This is a genomic window from Actinophytocola oryzae, from assembly GCF_004364325.1.
GTDB lineage: Bacteria > Actinomycetota > Actinomycetes > Mycobacteriales > Pseudonocardiaceae > Actinophytocola > Actinophytocola oryzae.
Genome location: NZ_SOCP01000014.1, coordinates 229,083 through 246,358, shown reverse-complemented (window position 1 = coordinate 246,358; position 17,276 = coordinate 229,083). Strand labels below are relative to the sequence as shown.

The window sequence follows — 17,276 nt, the reverse complement described above, 5'->3', positions numbered from 1 at the left end:
CAGCCGCCCATCCCAGACAGCAGTCACGATCACGCCACCGTCCAGGCCCACACGCCGCAAGCGATCAGCCAAGACGATCTAAATCAGTGGCATTGCGGCTAGGACCCGCTCACGGGTGCCGTCGTCGTCCGGGTGCGGGCTCCGGCCAGCACCAGTACGCGGCCAGGCGCTGGCCGACCACCCGGAGGTCGCGTTCGCCGCCGCCACGACCGGTCCGACGAACCTCGCGGCGGCGGTGGTGTGCCGCGACGTGTACGAGCTGCACGACTACCTGACCGGGCGGCTCGGCACGCTGACCGCGATCCGGGGCATCGAGACCGACCCGGTGATCCGCACCCTCAAGGGCGCGGCGCCGATCCTGCGCCTGCCGGCGAGCCGGTAGCCACGGCGTGGACCGCCCGCCGCGACGCGCGGTGCTGACCGGCGGGCACGACCGCGACCGGGCAGCAGGCGTGGTAGAGCATCGAGTGGCTGATGGAGCCCCGCAACGCCCGGCGTGCCGCGTTGTGGTGGTGGCTCCCGACGACGACCAACCGCGCGCCCACCGACCGCTCGACCAGTGCGTCGGCGGGCCTGCCGCCGACGAGCTCGGTGCGCACCTCGACGGCCGGGTAGCGCACCCGCCACGACGAGAGCACCCGGTCGAGTGCGTCCTGCCCGCGGGCGTGGTGGTGCCCGTGCACGGCGAGCAGCGGCGAGCGGTGCCGTGCCGCGAAGTCGAACGCGAAGTCGATGGCCTGCCCGTCGGTCTCGGTGCCTGCGAGCCCCAGCACGACGGGCCCCGGGGAGGTGGTGCCACGCACGACGACCACCGGCCGGTCGAGCAGGTGCACGAGGTCGGCGGCGGTCGACCCGAGCACGAGCCGTGCGATGGGCCCGTGCCCACGGGTGCCGAGCACGACGCTGTCGGCCCTCAGCTCGGTGGCGAGGGTGTTGAGCACCTGCCCGGGATGGCCTGCCCGAATGGCGGTCCGCACCTCGAGGCCGGGGTGGTCGAGTCGGCACCGCTCGGCGAGCAGCTGGAGGGAGTGTCGGCACCACCACGCGCGGGCGTCGTCCGGCGGCAGGCCGACGGGGGTGAACGTCAGCTCACCGACCTTGATGGGCCGCTCGTAGGAGCGCGCCAGAACCAGTGGACAACCGAGCGTGTCGGCCTCGGCAGCGGCCCAGAAAGCCGCGTCGCGAGCCACATCGGAACCGTCGAACCCGGCAAGAATCCCGTGTCGTTCTGCCTTGCCGGTATTCGCGGTGATGGAATCGGACATACCAGAACTCCTTCCTGGTACCACCACCATAATCCCGCCGAAGCGGGCCTGCCGCAAAGATTGCGTAATGGTTTGGCGACGTTGACCGATCGATAGCGTAGGGTGCGGCCCGTTTATCCACGGGCGCGTCCGTTTTGGCTGTATCCGGGCAATCCCGCGCCCCGGCGGCCCGGTCCCGGTATTCACGAGACGTACTTCATATCGGTTCACCTGGTCGTGCGTGGCCGGGGAACGGGATTTCTTTACCCGTCACTCCCGCGCGGGCACGGCCACGAGGCTGACCATGCGTCGGGTGCGTCCCTGGCCGGGTTCGCGTCCTGTTCTGGAGGTGACCGCCGCGCGTATCTCGGTCAGCAGTTCGGCCGTCTCCTCGTCGGTCAGCCACAGTGCGGCCTGTTGGTAAGTCACGCCGTCGGTGTCGGGGGCGACGGCCTCGCCGTCGAGGTACTGGTCGAAGTCGGCCAGCAGCCCGCCGACGAACGCGGTGAACGCGCGTCGGTGGTCGTCGGTGGTCATGGCGGCCCGGTCGGCGGGGCCGAGCGCCGCACGGTCCCAGCACACCCGGTAGGTGCGCTCGACCGTGCCCCGCACCCGCTTCTCGTCCAGCACCTCGAGGACGCCCGCGCCCGCCAGGGTCGCGACGTGCCGGTACATGGTCGCGGGCGGGATGTCGGGCAGCCGTTCGCGCAGCTGTGCGGTCGTGGCGGGACGGCCGTCGAGGAACGTCCGCAGGATGCGCAGCCGGACGGGGTGCAACAGGAGGTCGAGCGTAGCCATGGACGCATCATTCCAACCTCTGGTACTTTTATCAAAATTGATAACGATGGGGGTTGGCGACATGGAGGTACTGATGACCGAGTCCGGTGCGACCGTGGGTGCGGACGTCACGCGAGAGGTCCGGATGGCCGCCACGGCCGCCGACGGCGTGGCGCTCGCGGGCACGCTCACGCTGCCCGCCGGACCGGGGCCGCACCCGACCGTGCTGTGCCTGCCCGGCTCGGGAAAGGTCGACCGCGACTCCAACGCGGGGCGCGTGCGCATGGACCTCGGCCGCCCGCTGGCCGTCGTGCTGGCCCGGCACGGCATCGCCTCGCTGCGCTACGACCGCCGAGGCGCGGGCGACACCCCGGGTGACTGGCACACCGTCGGCTTCCTGGACAACAGGGCCGACGCCGCCGCGGCGCTGCGGGCGCTGCGCGACCGGCCCGAGGTGCGGCCGGGGGCCGTCGGCGTGCTCGGGCACAGCGAGGGCGCCGTGCACGCGATGTGGCTGGCGGCCCACGCCCAGGCGGCCGCGGCGGTCCTGCTCGCCGGCTACGCGCGTCCCGGTGAGCAGGCCGTGCGCTGGCAGGGTGCCCGGCTCGCCGACTCGCTGCCGCGTCCGCTCCGGCCGCTGCTGCCCCTGCTGCGGCGTGTCGCGAGCAGGCAGCTGGCCAGGGTGGCCGCCACCACGGCGGACGCCGCCCGCATCGGCGGCATTCGGGTCAACGCCAGGTGGTGGCGCGAACAGCTGGCACACGACCCGCGCCAGGACCTCGCCGGCATCCGGGTCCCGGTCCTCGCGGTCACCGGCGACAAGGACGCACAGGTCGACCCCGGCGACCTGGACACCATCGCGCGCCTGGTGCCCGGCGGGGCCGAGACCCAGCGGGTTCCCGGCCTGACCCACGTGCTCCGGCGCACCGACGGCGCGGGAACCGTGTTGTCCTACCGCCGTCTGCTGCGTGAACCGGTCGACGCCGAGCTGCTCACCGGTGTCGCGCGCTGGCTGGCCGACCGGCTCCGGTGAGCCGCCGGTCCACAGTGGACCATGAGTCGGGGTCGCGTGCCGGGGTCCGGTGTGCGGCCCCGACCGGCGTGCGTGGTGCGCCGCCACCAGCGGTGACGCGGGGTGCGAGGTGCCGCGATGGTAGACTGCGCCCGTCGATGGCTTCCCGAGTTGGCGGTCGAGTCAGCACCGTCGTCGACCACCCAGTCCGGTCCGGTTCAGACCGGGGACGGGAGTGCCACGCGGCGTCGGTCCACTGTCGGACCAGCCGGAGGAGCGCGTTTCGACGCCATCACGTTCCGCTCGCGCGCTCGACCTCCCGGCCACCGTCCACGCCGCACTTCGCCGACTGGGCCACCCCTCGAACGTCTGGAGCATCACATGGCGGCTCGCCGCCCCCGAGGAACTCGTTCATCCACATCAGACAGCCCGGTGGCGCAAGCCGTGACGTTCGACCGACTCGGGGTGCCCGCCCGGTTGGTGGCCGCACTCGCCGACCACGGTGTCGTCACGCCGTTCCCCATCCAGGCCGCCACGTTGCCCGACTCGCTCGCGGGCCGCGACGTGCTCGGCAGGGGACAGACCGGGTCCGGCAAGACCTACGCGTTCGTCCTGCCCGCGCTCGCCAGGCTCGCCGCCGACCCGGCACCGCCGAGGCCGGGCAGGCCACGCGCGCTGATCCTCGTCCCCACGCGTGAGCTGGCCGAGCAGATCGCCACCGCGATGGCGCCGCTCGCCAGGGCCATGTCGCTGCGTGCCATGACGGTCTACGGCGGCGTCGGCCCCCAGCCGCAGATCGCGGGCCTGCGTGCCGGTGTCGACGTCCTCATCGCCTGCCCCGGCAGGCTCGCCGACCACATCGCCGCAGGCCACGCGCGGCTCGACGCCGTGTCGGTCACCGTGCTCGACGAGGCCGACCACATGGCGGACCTCGGCTTCCTGCCCGCGGTGACCAGGCTGCTCGACCAGACCCCGCGCGACGGCCAGCGGCTGCTCTTCTCCGCGACCCTCGACGGGGGCGTCAACGTGCTGGTCCGCCGGTTCCTGCACGACCCGGTCACCCACAGCGTCGACCCACCGTCCTCCTCGGTCACGACCATGGCGCACCACGTGCTGCACGTGGCGCCCGCCACCCGCCTCGCGGTGCTGGTCGACCTGGCCTCGGCGCCGGGCCGCACGCTGGTGTTCACCAGGACCAAGCGCGGCGCGACGAGGCTGACCCGCCAACTGGTCGCCGAAGGCGTGCCCGCCGTCGAGCTGCACGGCAACCTCGGGCAGTCGGCACGCACCCGCAACCTGCTCGCCTTCGCGAGGGGCAGCGCGGCGACCCTGGTGGCCACCGACGTCGCCGCCAGGGGCATCCACGTCGACGACGTGGCGCTGGTGGTCCACGCCGACCCGCCGACCGAGCACAAGGCGTACCTGCACCGCTCGGGCCGCACGGCGCGGGCCGGGGCGTCCGGCACCGTGATCACCCTGATGACCGACGAGCAGGTCGGCGACGTCCGCGACATCACCCGCAAGGCAGGCATCACCGCCACCATCACGCGGGTTGGTCCCGGCCACCCGCTGCTCGCCGAGCTGGCACCGGGCAAGCGCACGTTCGTGGCGCCGCCTGCCACGGCACCCGCGGCCCGCCCGGCCAGGGGCCGCCGGACGGCCGAGACCACACCGAGGCCCGCCAAGGCCGTCAGGACCAGGGGGCGGCCCGCGGCGTCGGCCACCCAGCAGCCCGTGGCGGTGAAGACCGGCGGTGCCGCCGCGTTCTCGGCGGGCACGCGCGCCGGCAGGCGGCGCGGCCGTTGACCCGGATGGTCGGCCGTCACGACCGGGGCTGCGTCTGCACGACGAAACCCGCCACGACGCACTGAGCGGACGGGGTCAGCGGTTGTCGCGGTAGCGGGGCTCGGACTTCTTCGGAGGCCTGTTGGCCCAGGAGTCCACGCCCACGACCAGCAGCGCGAGGATGATCAGGACCAACCCGAGGCTCGCGATGCCGCTCCACATGACGAAGACGCCCGCAATCAGCAGCGGTACTACGGCGAACAGGCAGAACGGGTCTACCTTGCCGAAGTACTGCTGCTTCTGGCCCGAGGAGCCACCGTACTGTCCCGCGATCGTTCCGTCCCCCGTAGTCGTGCCGTCCCGGGCCCCCGCCCGAGGAGATCCCGGGCAATCATAGTGGGCACGCGCGGCGGCCGGCAGCGGTCCCACCGACTCACGCGTCCGGACCTACGGGAGGTCACGGAGCCGTCACCGGCTGAACCCGGCGGCCAGGCCGCTGAGCAGCTGGCGGCGGCCGAACGCGTACAGGACGAGGATCGGCAGCGTGGTGAGGACGACCGCGGCCACCACGGCGGGCACGTTCACGATGTACTGGCCCTGGAAGGTCCACAGCGCGAGCGGCAGCGTCCGCTGGCCGGGGGTCTGGGTGAGGATCAGCGGCAGCAGGAACCCGTTCCAGATGTTCAGTGCGCTGTAGATGGTCACGGTGACGATGGCCGGGCGGGTGAGCGGTGCCGCCAGCCGCCACAGCGTGGTCCACTCGGTGGCGCCGTCGACGCGCATCGACTCGAACAGCTCCTTGGGCACGTCCCGGATGAAGTTCGCGAGCACCAGCACCGACAGCGGGATGGAGAACGCGATCGACGGCAGGATCATTCCCAGCAGGCTGTCGTACAGGTGCAGCCTGATGATGATCAGGTAGATGGGGATGACCGTCGCCTGCAGCGGGATCGCCAGGCCCATGAGGAACAGCCCGTTCACCAGGCGCAGGAACCTGCGTTGCCAGCCACGCACGATGGCGTAGGCGGCCATGAAGGAGAACGTGACGGCCGGTACCACCGCCCCCGCGGTGACCACGACGCTGTTGACGAAGTAGTTGACGAAGTCCGACCGGATGACCATCAGGTAGTTGTCGAACGTCGGGTCGCCCGGCGGTACCAGCGGGTTGCTCGAGTAGTAGCTGTTCTGCTCCTTGAAGCTGGTGATGACCGTCCAGTAGATGGGGATGACGACGATCGCGAGCCACACCAGCGAGGCCAGACCACCCAGCCAGTTGGGCCGTCGGGCCCGCCCGTCGGGGCGCCGGCGTACGCGCTGGGGCGCGGCCCGGTGCCGTGGTTTCGTCAGTGTGGCGCTCATGTCAGGCCCCCTCGAACTGGCTCTGGCTCGCGTCGTCGCCGCCGAGCCTGCGCAACACCAACGCCAGGGCGAGCCCGACGAGCACGAGGATGACCGCGATGGCGGCCGCCGGGCCCATCAGGCCGGCCTGGAAGCCCCGTTTGTACATGTCCAGCGCGAGCACCCGGGTCGCGTCCGCAGGCCCGCCCTCGGTCAGCACGAAGATGAGGTCGAAGAAGGTCAGCGAACCGACCACCATGAGCGTCGACGACGTGATGATCGTGTACTTCAGCTGGGGCAGGGTGATGCTGAAGAACTGCCGCACCCGCCCCGCGCCGTCCATCTGCGCCGCCTCGTACATGGACTGCGGGATCTGCCGGACGCTGCCCTGGTAGATCAGTGAGTGGAACGGGATGAACTGCCAGGAGACGACGAAGATCACGAGGCTGAACGCGAGCCCCGGCCTGCCGAGCCAGTCCTGGCTGAGGAAGTCGAACCCCAGCCCCGCGCCGAGGCCGAAGTTCGGGTCCAGCAACGCCTTGTACGCGATCGCGATCGCCGCGGAGCTGAACAGCAGGGGGATGAAGTACACGACGGCCAGCACGCCCCGGTAGCGCTGGTGGCCCGCCAGGAACACGCCGAGCAGGATGCTCAGCGGTGTCTGGACCGCCCAGGACGCGACCATCACGAGGAACGTCACCCAGACCGCGTGCGGCAGCCCCGGGTCGCTGAGCACGGTGCGCCAGGTGGTCAGGCCGGACGGGTGGATGGCGCCGATCCCGTCCCACGTGGTGAAGCTCAGCGCGACGACACCGACGACCGGGATGACGGCGAAGCCGACGAAGAAGAACAACGCCGGCGCGACCAGCCACGGCAGGATGCCGTGCCGGTCGCGCCGCCGTTGGTGCCCGGTACTCGTGCTCACGACGAGGTGACCGCGTTGAGGTTGTCGGCGAACTGCTGGGGCGAGATGGACAGCTGGAAGAGCTTGACGATGTTGTCGAGCAGTGTCTCGGCCGCGGTCGGCTGGAGGGCCTGGTCCCAGGACTGGGCGAAGACCTTGGCGTTGGTGGCGATGTCGTAGACGAACGAGACGAAGTCGGCGTTCTTGTTGGCCTTGAGCTTGTCCTGTTCGCCCTGCAGGATCGGGACCCCACCGGAGTCGATCCAGTCCTTCACCTCCTGGTCGTCCAGGACACCGTCGGTGAAGAACTTCTTGGCCGTCTCCTTCTGCTCGGCGCTGGCCTTCGCGGAGATGGACAGGTACTGGCCGGGGTTGCCGACCGCGTCGCTCACGTCGCCCTTGCCGCCCTCGACCGGCGGGAAGTTCATGTAGCCGAGCCCGTCGCTCGGCACGAAGTCCCCGCCCTGGGCCTGCTGGATGCCGTAGGACCACGAGCCGTGCAGCATCATCGCGGCCTTGCCGGTGTAGAGCAGTGCCTGGTCGGCGTTCGAGTCCGCGGTGATCGAGGAGAAGCCGTCGACGAAACCCTTGGCCCGGACCAGGTCCTGCACCTTCGTCAGCGCGGTGATGGACGCCGGGTTGGACCACGCGTCCTTCTCGCCCTCGAAGGCGGCCTGGAACACCTCGGAGCCGCCGATGCGGTCGAAGAGGAACTCCAGCCACATCATGTTCGTCCACCGCGACTGTCCCGCGAGGGAGAACGGCGCGATGTTCTTGGCGTTGAACTTCGGCACCAGCGCCATGATGTCGTCCCACGACTGCGGCGGCTCGACACCGACGTCGTCGAAGACCCTCTTGTTGTAGTACAGGACGATCGGCTCCACCGTCTCGCACGGCATCGCGTAGATCTTCCCGTCGACGGTGGCCGGGGCGAAGGACGTCTGGATCAGCTTGTCCTTGACCTTCGCGTTCTGGTCGAACCACGAGGTGAGGTCCTCGACCTGGCCCGCCTTGACGTAGGTGCGCAGGGTGCCGCCGCCCCAGCCCCAGATGATCGTCGGCGCCTTGCCGGCGCCGATGGCGGTCTTGATCTTTGTTTTGTAGGGGTCGTTCTGGAACGTCGTGGTATTGATCTTCGAATCGGGGTTCGCCTGGTTGAACCGGTCGACCGCACCCTGCCGAATGCCTTCCTGGGGCGGGCCGCTCAGGAACCAGTACGTCGCGTCAGCGCCGCTGGTGCCCGGACCGGACGAGCCGCAGGATGCCAGTGCCATAGAGAGAGGCACGCCGGCCGCGAGGCCGAGCATGGTGCGTCGAGAGATGGGGGTTGCCACGGGGAGTTCTCCGTTCCCGAGAGCCGCCGACTTCTTTGAGGTCGTCTCCGAAAACTTTCGAAATATCGAGTTCGACCAGACTAGGTTTCATGTTCTTCGAGTGTCAAGGTTTACTTGTTCTGTTGCCCGAAAAACCTTATCTACGTACCCTTGTATCGCGCTCCGAAATATTTCGAAAGTCGAGACCCGGAGTGGAGGAGGGCGCGATGACGTCGGCCGACCGGCCGTCGGAGACGGGCCCGGCGAGCCCAGGACGCACCACGTTGGCTGCCGTCGCGCGGCTGGCCGGCGTCTCCGTCGCGACAGTGTCCAAAGTGGTCAACGGACGCAGTGACGTGGCGCCCCAGACGCGCTCCCGGGTGCAGGAGCTGCTGCGACAGCACGACTACGTGGCACCGGCACCCCGGCACGTCGAGGCGGCGAACCGCGCGACCATCGAGGTGCAGTTCGGCGGGGTGCTCAACCCGTACGTGGCCGAGGCGCTGGAGGGCATCGTCGACGCGGCGGCCGAGCTGTCGGTCTCGGTGACGGTCAGCAAGCCCGACCGCGACCCGAACTGGGCGAGGGACCTCGTCTCGGCCGGGCGGCGGGCGCTCATCGCGGTCACCAGCGTGTACACCGCCGAGTTCCTGAACGCGCTGACCAGGGCGGGACTACCGCTGGTCGTGCTCGACCCGCTGCACCTGCCGCACAGCGAGGTCAACAGCGTCGGCTCCACCAACTTCGCAGGCGGCTTCGCGGCGACCCAGCACCTGCTGTCCCTGGGTCACCGGCGCATCGCCTACCTCGGCGGCCCGGCCATCGCCGCCTGCGACCAGGCCCGTGTGCACGGCTACCGGGCCGCGATGGAGGCGGCGCGGGCGCCGGTGCCCCGCGGCTACGTCCGGCCGGGGGAGTTCAGCTTCCAGAACGGTCTCGCCGGGGCCGCGGCGTTGCTGGACCTCGCGGAACCGCCGACCGCGGTGTTCGCGGGCAACGACGACATCGCGCTCGGCGTCATCGAGACCGCCAGGGGCCGGGGCCTGCGTACGCCGGAGGACCTGAGCGTGGTCGGCTTCGACGACACCATCCTCGCCAGGACGGCCTCCCCGCCGCTGACCACGGTCCGCCAGCCACTGCGTGAGATGGGTGGCGTGGCCCTGCGTACCGCGATCCGCCTCGCCGACGGGGAGAAGGTCGAGTCCCACCACATCGAGCTGGCCACCGAACTGGTGGTGCGAGCCTCGACCGCGCCCGTCTAGTTCGGGTCGAGCAGCCAGGTCATCGTCACCGTGGTGCCGTGGGCGGTGCTCGACACGTCGGCCCTCGCACTGAGGCCACGGATGAGCACGAGCCCGCGTCCCCGCCGGACCGGGCGGGGGGAGGGGATCTGCCACCGGCCGTGGTCCACCACCACGACCGTCACCTCGCCGCCCTCCCGGGTCGCGTGCAGCTCGACCTCGCCGCCGTCCTGACCGAGGTAGGCGTGCTCGACGGCGTTGGCGAGCGCCTCGTAGCCGCTCAGGACGACGGCGTGGGTCGTGTCGGAGTCCAGGCCCACGCTGGTGGCCCACCGGGTCAGCAGCCTGCGGACGTACGCCAGCGACCCGACGGAGAGGTGGGCCCTGTGGTGCAGAGCGTTGGTCAGGCGCTCCGCTCCCGTGCTTTCGCTGCTCACTCGGCTCCTTTCTCGGTCATGGTGGGTCGGCGGGCGGGTGATGATCGTGCTGGTGCGGGTGGTGCCGTCCACGACCTGGCGCGCCAGGTCGGACAGCCGGTGGTGGTGGGTTCTCGCGTAGGCGCGAAGCGCGGTGAACGCCTTCTCGGGGGTCAGGTCGCTGTGCGCGGCGAGCATGCCCTTGGCCTGCTCGATGACGACCCGGCTGTCGAGCGCGGTCCGCAGCTGCTCGGTGACGAGGTCGGCGCGCTCGATGTCGCGTTGCTGCAGGATGCCGATGGTGGCGACGTCGGCGAGGGCCTGGCCGAGCCGGATGGACGTCGGGTCCACGCCGTCAGTCTCGGTGCCGAGCAGTGACAGCGCCCCGATCACCTCCCGGCGCAGCCGCATCGGCAGGGCGTGCACGGCCCGGTAACCGCAGAGCGCCGCGGCGGCGGCGTAACGCGGCCAGCGGTGGGCCTCGGCGGCGAGGTCGGTGCTGACCACGGGAACACCGGTACGCACACACTCGACGCACGGACCGCCGTCGGTGTCCGCGGCGAACACCTCGAGCAGCTCGGCCCGCTCCGACGACGCGGCCGCCGTGCGGACCCCGCCGCGCTGGTCGGCGAGCAGCACGCCCGCCGCCTCGACGCCGAGCAGGTCCACGCAGTGGTCGACGAGCATGTGCAGGAACTCGGCGAGGTCGAACTCGTCGACCATCGTGTCCGCGAGGCTGACGAACGCCCGCGCGATCCGGTGCTCCCGCCACCTCTCACCGTCGCCACCGCCGGGTGGGGGTCTGGTGTCTCGGTGCACGTCACTGAGCTACCCCGTCCCCGCCTCTCCACACCCGTGGACGACCACCATTCGGTCAGACCCGAGGAAGGTTTGGTGTCGTGCGGGAAGGGCATCCCACCTGCAGTCGCCCCAGACCCGGTGACGTTTCGACACACAGTCGCCGGAAGGTAACAAGGCATGACATCCACGCTCGAACGGCCCGCGGCGGGCCGGCGTGACGGACCGGAACCGATGCTGTCCGGCGAGAAGTCCCGGACCCAGCTCAACCTGGTCAAGCTGTTCGCGATCGTGCCCCTGCTCGCCCTCGTGGCGGCCGTGCCGTTCGCCTGGGGATGGGGGCTCGGCTGGGTCGACATCGGCCTCGCGGCGTTCTTCTACACCCTCACCTGCCTCGGGGTGACCGTCGGCTTCCACCGGTACTTCACCCACGGCGCGTTCAAGGCGAGGCGGGGCCTGCGCATCGCGCTCGCCTCCGTCGGCAGCATGGCGATGCAGGGCCCGGTCGTCGGGTGGGTGGCCGACCACCGCCGCCACCACGCCTACGCCGACCGCGAGGGCGACCCGCACTCGCCGTGGCGCTTCGGCACCACGCCTGCCGCGCTGGTGAAGGGTTTCTGGTACGCGCACATGGGTTGGATGTTCGAGCGGGAGCAGACCAACGCCCAGCGGTTCGCGCCGGACCTCCTCGCGGACCGCGACATCCAGCGCGTCGACCGCCTGTTCCCAGTGCTCACGATCGTCACCATGCTCGCGCCCGCCGTGCTGGGCGGGTTGATCACGATGTCGTGGTGGGGCGCGGTCACCGCGTTCTTCTGGGCGAGCCTCGTCCGTGTCGCCCTGCTCCACCACGTCACGTGGTCGGTCAACTCGATCTGCCATATGATCGGGGAACGTCCCTACGAGGCACGGGACAAGTCGGCGAACTTCTGGCCGCTGGCCATCGCCTCCATGGGCGAGTCATGGCACAACTCCCACCACGCCGACCCGACCTGCGCCCGCCACGGTGTCCGCCGTGGACAGCTCGACATCTCCGCCCGGCTTATCTGGGTCCTCGAGAAGCTCGGGTGGGTCAGCAACGTCCGTTGGCCGAAGCCGGAACGTTTCGCCCGCAAACTGAAGACGGCCACCGTCGACGCGTGAGTGCCGGCTGTGGACGGCGCGACATCGGAGTCTCACCACCGGAGGTAGACATGCTCGTTCTCGTCATCGTCCTGATCGTGGCCTGGATCATCGTCTCGGTGATCGGGTTCGCCATCAAGGGCCTGCTGTGGCTCGGCGTCATCGGCATCGTCCTCTTCCTCGGGACGGTCGCGATCGGCGCGGTCCGGCGCAAGTCCCTCCGCCGCCGATGACCGACCGGTCCACAGTGTCCGGTGAGCCCGAGTACCGCCGGGTCACTGTCGTGCCCGGCGGTCCCCTGCTCGTCGAGGGACCGGTGGAGCTGGCGCTCGACGACGGCACCACCGTCCGGTCGGAACGGTTCGTGGTCGCGGTGTGCGCCTGCCGCCGCAGCAAACGCTTTCCCTTCTGCGACACCAGCCACCGCGAGCGTGTGCGAGTGTCGCCTTCTGTCACCAAAAAGGACTCGAAAGTGTGAACCGGTGAGTTTGGGTTGCCGCGCCCGTGGCATCCTCCCGGGGTTGATCACTTCCGAGCCGATTCCCGCAGCAGGTTGAGCAAGCAGCCTCCCGGATCACGGCGGAACACGCCGTTTGTGAGGTTGCTCCATGGTGATGCTCAGTGTGCCTCCGCACGTGGACGAAGCCACGGCGCGGGGGGCGGCCATGGGTGTCGAGGAAGAGTTCCTGTTGCTGGCGCCCGACTCCGGGCTGCCTGTCGCCCGTGCCGCCGCGGTGCTGGACCGGGCATCCTCGGTGGCCGCGCACGCGCCGGACGCGACGCTGCACGCCGAGCTGCTCGGCACCCAGGTGGAGGCGGCGACCGGCAGGTGTACGTCCCTCGCCGACCTGCGCACCCAGCTGCTCGACGGTCGCCGTCGGCTGGCCGGGGCCGCGCGGGCCGAGGGGGCGCTGCTGGTCTCCTGCGGTGCTCCGGTCCTCGGCGACCACCCGCAGGCGACGGCCCAGGGGGAGAGGTTCGCGCTGATCGCGCGGACCTACGCGGGGATCGTCGCCGACTACCAGGCCTGCGGATGCCACGTCCACGTGGGAGTGCCCGACCGGGACACCGCGGTCGCCGTGGTGAACCACCTGCGCCGGTGGCTGCCGACCCTGCTCGCGCTGTCGGCGAACTCGCCGTTCGAGCGTGGTCGCGACACCGGCTACGCGAGCTGGCGAACCATCGTCCAGCAACGGTTTCCCGGTGGCGGCGTGCCACCGCACTGCCGGTCGGCCGAGGCGTACGGCAGCCTCGTCGCGCGTCTGGTCGACTGCGGCGTGCTCGTCGACGAGCGGATGACGTTCTGGATGGCACGCCCGTCGGCGCATCTGCCGACCGTGGAGCTGCGTGCTGCCGACGCCGTCGGCACGGTCACGGACGCGGTCCTGCAGGCGGCCCTGTCCCGTGCGCTCGTGCGTACGGCTCTTGCCGAGTTGGCCGCCGGACGGGAGGCACCGGCGCTCGACGACCAGATCCTGGCCGCGGGCGTGTGGAACGCGGCCCGCTACGGCATCGGCGGCCCTGGTGTCCACCCCGTACGCGAACGTCCGGTTCCCGCGACCAGCCTGCTCGACGAGCTGCTCGCGTGGGTCACCCCCGCGCTCGAGGACAGCGGCGACCTGGTCGACGTCCGCGACGCGGTCACCGAGGTGGTCACCGGCGGCACGGGTACCGACCACCAACGCCGTGCGGCGCGGGACGGACCGCTGGCCGTCGTGCACCTGCTCGCCCAACGCACCCAGCTCGCCGACCACATCGGAGTACCGTGACCACGCTCGCCCCCGTCCCCACCGAAGACGACACCACCGACCCGGCCCTCCCGCTTCCCCGAGGGCCGCTGTCGGCGATGGTTGTCGACCTGCTGCGGGGTGCTCGTCGCCCGGCCCGGCTCGACCTCGCGCCGGTCGACCACGCCGACCCCTACGGCGAGGACCTCACCCTGGCCCTGCACGTCTGTTACGAGCTGCACTACCGCGGCTTCGACTCGGTCGACCCGGAGTGGGAGTGGCAGCCGGACCTGTTGCGCCTGCGGGCCTGCATGGAGCGGTCGTTCCTGGACACCCTTCGGTCCGATGTGGATGGTGGGGACGACGTGCCTGCGGCACTGGCCGGTCTGCTCGTGGAACCGGTGCACGGCAACGGGGTCTCGCACTACCTGCGCGACAGCGGGTCGTGGTCGCAGCTGCGGGAGTTCTTCGTGCACCGCTCGATCTACCACCTCAAGGAGGCGGACCCGCATGCCTGGATCATCCCCCGGTTACGGGGCCAGGCAAAGGCTTCCGTGGTGGCCGTCGAGTTCGACGAGTACGGCGGCGGCCGCGCCGACGACGCCCACGCCCGCCTGTTCGCCAACCTGATGACCGGTGCCGGCCTCGACCCGCGCTACCTGCGCTACCAGGACCGGGTGCCCGCCCCGGCCATCGCCACCGTGAACCTGATGTCGATGCTCGGCCTGCACCGCGCGCTGCGGGGTGCGCTCGTCGGGCAGCTCACCGCGGCGGAGATCACGACCTCGCCCAGTGCCCACCGGATGGTCCAGGCGCTCGAGCGGCACGACGCCGCGCCGGACTGCGTCCGGTTCTACGCCGAACACATCGAGGCGGACGCCGTCCACGAGCAGGTCATGCGTCGCGACGTGGTCGGTGACCTGCTCGCGAGGGAGCCGGGACTGGCGGGCGACATCGTCTTCGGGGTGCAGGCCACCGAACTGCTCGAGTCACGCCTGAGCGACCACCTGCTCACCGCGTGGCGCTCCGGCACGACCTCCCTCGCAGGCGACGACGCGTGGTGACAGTGTCCATCACCTCGTTTAGCCGCGTATCCGGCGGGAATTCCTGTTCGCGAGTACGGTGAGAACAGCGACCGAATTGAGCGGAAATTTTCTGCCGGTCCGGCTTTCGCGCGCTGCGGAAAAGACTTCGTCGAGTCCCATGACGGCCTCGATGCCTGAGTGTCACACGGAAGGAAGCAAGATGAGCACCGAAGACAAGATGCAGGGCAAGGCCGACGAGCTCAAGGGCCACGTCAAGGAGACGGTCGGGCACGCCACCGACGACCAGGACCTCGAGGCCGAGGGCAAGGGCGACCAGATGAAGGGCAACCTGAAGCAGGGCGTCGAGAAGCTCAAGGACGCCTTCAAGAAGTAACCTGCCACGCTTCGACGAGGTGACCTGCCGTGAGGACCGGGCGACCACGCCCGGTCCTCACGACGTGTCACGGCAGGTGGTCGAGGATGTGCGCGTGCTGAGCAGCGAGAGCTCGCCGATGACCTCCTGGCGCAGCCGCATCGGCAGCACGTGTACCGCCCTGAACCCACAGGTGTCCGCGGCGACCACGTACCGTGGCCACCGCTGCGCGTCCGCGGCGATGTCGGCGCAGTGCTCGACCAGCATGTTCAGGAAGTCGGCGACCAGCGTGTCGGCCACCTCGACGAAGGTCTGCGCGATCAGGTGCTCCCGCACCTGATCAGCACCGCCGCCCGATCCGGGTACGCTCCCAGAGGCCATTCTGGTCACTCTCCGTCTTCGAGTCGCAGCCGGCCGGCGAACAGCGCGTTGATCCTCGCTTCGAGGGCCTCCGAGGCAAGCCCCGGCCAGCGGGACTGTTCCGCCGGGCACCAGCAGGGGATGCCGGAAGGTGAACGCGTCGAAGCACGGACCGACTCCCGCCGTCGTCGCGAGGTCCTCCAGCCGCAGGCCCACCGAGTCCGTCGCGTACACCACTGCGTCGAATTTCGGAATGAGTTACCGCATCGATCCCGAAAGAGCGAAAACGCCCGTCTCGCAGAAGGTGCCCCGGCGAACGGGTTTCCTGTCGCCGGGGTTGGGGGTGGCGATGCCGGGTATTCCTGAATTGCGAACGAACGAAGGAGAACACGATGGCCGGCCTGCTGAACCGGATCAAGGACTTCATGCGCAGCCCGAAGGGGCGGCAGATGACGAACAAGGCGCGTGAGATGGCGAAGGACCCGCGCAACCGCGAGCGTGCGCGCCAGGCCGCGCAGCGCCTCCGCCGGAGGCGCTAGCCGCGGAGGAGCGGTCATCCTGCTCACATGGTGTTCCCGGTCGTGGGGCTCTATCTTGAGCACACACCGAGGACACACGGAGTGGTGAATGGGCGAGTTCGGTCGGGGCGGGCGGCTCCAGGTGTTGGAGTTCGTCACCGACCGCGCCCTCATGGAGTTGGACTTCGAGAAGCTCCTCAACGTGTCGCTGCAGCGGGTGCGCGAGCTGTTCGATGTCGACACCGCCACCGTCCTCCTCGTCGACCCGAGTGGTGAGTACCTGGTCGCCAGGGCCTCGGTCGGTCTCGACGAGGAGGTCTTCCAGGGCGTGCGCGTGCCAGTCGGCAGCGGCTTCGCCGGGCGGGTCGCCCAGCTGAGGCAACCCGTGCACATCGAGCGGGTCGACGAGTCGACGGTCGTCAACCCGCTGTTGTGGGAGCACGGTCTGCGGGCCCTGCTCGGGGTGCCGATCGTGGCGCAGGGGGAGCTGGTCGGCGTGATGCACATCGGCAGCACGACGCCCCGCGACTTCACCGACGAGGAGATCGAGCTGCTGCCGCTGGTGGCCGACCGGATCGCGATGGCGGCGCACCTGTACCGGTCCCGCGCGGAGCAGACCGCGGCGGCGGCCCTGGTGGAAAGCCTGCTGCCCGCGAAGTTACCGGCCACCGACAGCTGGGAGTTCGCTGCCCGCTACGTCGCGGGCGCCGACACGGGGGTCGGTGGTGACTGGTACGACGTGTTCCCGCTGCCGGGCGAGCGTCTTGGTGTCGTGATCGGCGACGTGGTCGGCAAGGGCCTGCCCGCCGCCGTCGTGATGGGCCGCCTGCGCAGCGCGCTGCGCGCCTACGCGCTGGAGTACGACGACCCGGCCGAGGTGCTCGGCAAGCTCGACCGCAAGGCGAGCCACTTCGAACAGACGACCATGGCCACGGTCGCCTACGCGGTCATCGACACCGCCGCCGACCGCGTGCAGCTCGCGCTCGCCGGTCACCTGCCGCCGATCATGACCCTGGCGGACCGCGAGGGCACCTTCGTGGAGGTGCCGCTCGGCCCGCCCATCGGCTACAACCTCGCGGTCACCGGGCGCCACAACGCCACCGTCGACGTGCCGCCCGGTGCGCTGCTCGTCTTCTACACCGACGGGTTGGTGGAACGGCGCGACACGGACATCGACGAGCGCATGGAACAACTGCGCGCGACCGTGCAGACCGCCGCCGCGGAGGCGGTCTGCGCCCGTGTCATGGCGACCATGGTCGGCACGCGGCCCCCCACCGACGACATCGCGCTGGTGGCGGTCCGCCGTACCGCGTGAGGCCCCGG

General features: G+C 70.4%; 20 protein-coding genes. 12 read left to right on the top strand and 8 right to left on the bottom strand.

Features of this window, described 5'->3' with window-relative positions:
- The first annotated feature begins 115 nt into the window (after positions 1-115).
- Complete coding sequence (locus CLV71_RS32795; RefSeq protein ID WP_243866879.1) at positions 116-382, top strand: Lrp/AsnC ligand binding domain-containing protein; 267 nt, start codon at positions 116-118, stop codon at positions 380-382.
- Here CLV71_RS32795 and CLV71_RS32790 read toward each other — a convergent pair.
- Both CLV71_RS32790 and CLV71_RS32785 read right to left on the bottom strand, forming a co-directional pair.
- Positions 339-1,265: a universal stress protein gene (locus CLV71_RS32790; RefSeq protein WP_166664351.1), complete on the bottom strand. Its 927-nt coding sequence runs from the start codon at positions 1,263-1,265 to the stop codon at positions 339-341. The two genes, CLV71_RS32795 and CLV71_RS32790, sit on opposite strands and share 44 nt — an antisense overlap.
- A gap of 249 nt (positions 1,266-1,514) precedes the next feature.
- Positions 1,515-2,042, bottom strand: a complete 528-nt coding sequence (locus CLV71_RS32785) for a helix-turn-helix domain-containing protein (protein WP_133906743.1) — start codon at positions 2,040-2,042, stop codon at positions 1,515-1,517.
- A 73-nt stretch (positions 2,043-2,115) separates the two neighbouring features.
- Between CLV71_RS32785 and CLV71_RS32780 the strand changes: the two genes are divergently transcribed.
- Positions 2,116-3,054 (top strand): alpha/beta hydrolase, encoded by a 939-nt coding sequence (locus CLV71_RS32780; RefSeq protein WP_243866876.1) that lies wholly within the window; start codon positions 2,116-2,118, stop codon positions 3,052-3,054.
- A 360-nt stretch (positions 3,055-3,414) separates the two neighbouring features.
- Positions 3,415-4,839 (top strand): DEAD/DEAH box helicase, encoded by a 1,425-nt coding sequence (locus CLV71_RS32775; RefSeq protein ID WP_133906742.1) that lies wholly within the window; start codon positions 3,415-3,417, stop codon positions 4,837-4,839.
- Positions 4,840-4,914: 75 nt separating this feature from the next.
- On the opposite strand, the gene CLV71_RS32770 is transcribed toward CLV71_RS32775, so the two are convergent.
- From CLV71_RS32770 to CLV71_RS32755, 4 genes are read right to left on the bottom strand one after another with little or no spacing between them, the layout of a single operon-like run.
- Entirely contained in the window at positions 4,915-5,247 is a 333-nt protein-coding gene (locus CLV71_RS32770; RefSeq protein WP_133906741.1) for a hypothetical protein, read from the bottom strand.
- 39 nt (positions 5,248-5,286) lie between these two features.
- Positions 5,287-6,177 carry a carbohydrate ABC transporter permease gene (locus CLV71_RS32765; protein ID WP_133906740.1) on the bottom strand — a complete coding sequence of 297 codons (891 nt, stop codon included), beginning with the start codon at positions 6,175-6,177 and terminating at the stop codon, positions 5,287-5,289.
- A gap of 1 nt (position 6,178) precedes the next feature.
- Positions 6,179-7,081, bottom strand: a complete 903-nt coding sequence (locus CLV71_RS32760) for a carbohydrate ABC transporter permease (RefSeq protein WP_133906739.1) — start codon at positions 7,079-7,081, stop codon at positions 6,179-6,181.
- Positions 7,078-8,334, bottom strand: a complete 1,257-nt coding sequence (locus CLV71_RS32755) for an extracellular solute-binding protein (RefSeq protein ID WP_208297859.1) — start codon at positions 8,332-8,334, stop codon at positions 7,078-7,080. Before CLV71_RS32755 ends, CLV71_RS32760 begins: the two co-directional genes overlap by 4 nt.
- 266 nt (positions 8,335-8,600) lie before the next feature.
- Between CLV71_RS32755 and CLV71_RS32750 the strand changes: the two genes are divergently transcribed.
- A complete protein-coding gene (locus CLV71_RS32750; RefSeq protein WP_133906738.1) occupies positions 8,601-9,635 on the top strand; it encodes a LacI family DNA-binding transcriptional regulator in 1,035 nt (344 codons plus the stop codon).
- On the opposite strand, the gene CLV71_RS48065 is transcribed toward CLV71_RS32750, so the two are convergent.
- Positions 9,632-10,849, bottom strand: coding sequence for an ATP-binding protein (locus tag CLV71_RS48065; RefSeq protein ID WP_166664350.1), 1,218 nt, complete (start codon positions 10,847-10,849; stop codon positions 9,632-9,634). The genes CLV71_RS32750 and CLV71_RS48065 overlap by 4 nt on opposite strands.
- 159 nt (positions 10,850-11,008) lie before the next feature.
- On the opposite strand from CLV71_RS48065, the gene CLV71_RS32740 reads away from it, so the two are divergent.
- The 6 genes from CLV71_RS32740 (at position 11,009) to CLV71_RS32720 (ending at position 15,096) form a co-directional block, all read left to right on the top strand.
- Entirely contained in the window at positions 11,009-11,971 is a 963-nt protein-coding gene (locus CLV71_RS32740) for an acyl-CoA desaturase (protein WP_208297858.1), read from the top strand.
- 50 nt (positions 11,972-12,021) lie between these two features.
- Entirely contained in the window at positions 12,022-12,183 is a 162-nt protein-coding gene (locus tag CLV71_RS48060) for a hypothetical protein (protein WP_166664349.1), read from the top strand.
- Positions 12,180-12,428, top strand: a complete 249-nt coding sequence (locus CLV71_RS32735; RefSeq protein WP_133906737.1) for a CDGSH iron-sulfur domain-containing protein — start codon at positions 12,180-12,182, stop codon at positions 12,426-12,428. The genes CLV71_RS48060 and CLV71_RS32735 overlap by 4 nt, the downstream gene beginning before the upstream one ends.
- 130 nt (positions 12,429-12,558) lie before the next feature.
- Entirely contained in the window at positions 12,559-13,719 is a 1,161-nt protein-coding gene (locus CLV71_RS32730) for a carboxylate-amine ligase (RefSeq protein WP_243866874.1), read from the top strand.
- A 77-nt stretch (positions 13,720-13,796) separates the two neighbouring features.
- Positions 13,797-14,741: an iron-containing redox enzyme family protein gene (locus CLV71_RS32725; RefSeq protein WP_133906769.1), complete on the top strand. Its 945-nt coding sequence runs from the start codon at positions 13,797-13,799 to the stop codon at positions 14,739-14,741.
- A 181-nt stretch (positions 14,742-14,922) separates the two neighbouring features.
- Complete coding sequence (locus CLV71_RS32720) at positions 14,923-15,096, top strand: CsbD family protein (protein ID WP_133906736.1); 174 nt, start codon at positions 14,923-14,925, stop codon at positions 15,094-15,096.
- A 57-nt stretch (positions 15,097-15,153) separates the two neighbouring features.
- On the opposite strand, the gene CLV71_RS32715 is transcribed toward CLV71_RS32720, so the two are convergent.
- The gene (locus CLV71_RS32715; protein WP_133906735.1) at positions 15,154-15,411 is read right to left on the bottom strand and encodes a hypothetical protein; all 258 of its coding nucleotides are present in this window, start codon (positions 15,409-15,411) and stop codon (positions 15,154-15,156) included.
- A gap of 416 nt (positions 15,412-15,827) precedes the next feature.
- Here CLV71_RS32715 and CLV71_RS48055 point away from each other — a divergent pair, with 416 nt between their 5' ends.
- Positions 15,828-15,974, top strand: coding sequence for a hypothetical protein (locus CLV71_RS48055; RefSeq protein WP_166664348.1), 147 nt, complete (start codon positions 15,828-15,830; stop codon positions 15,972-15,974).
- A gap of 88 nt (positions 15,975-16,062) precedes the next feature.
- Entirely contained in the window at positions 16,063-17,268 is a 1,206-nt protein-coding gene (locus CLV71_RS32710) for a PP2C family protein-serine/threonine phosphatase (RefSeq protein WP_133906734.1), read from the top strand.
- Positions 17,269-17,276: the final 8 nt, after the last annotated feature.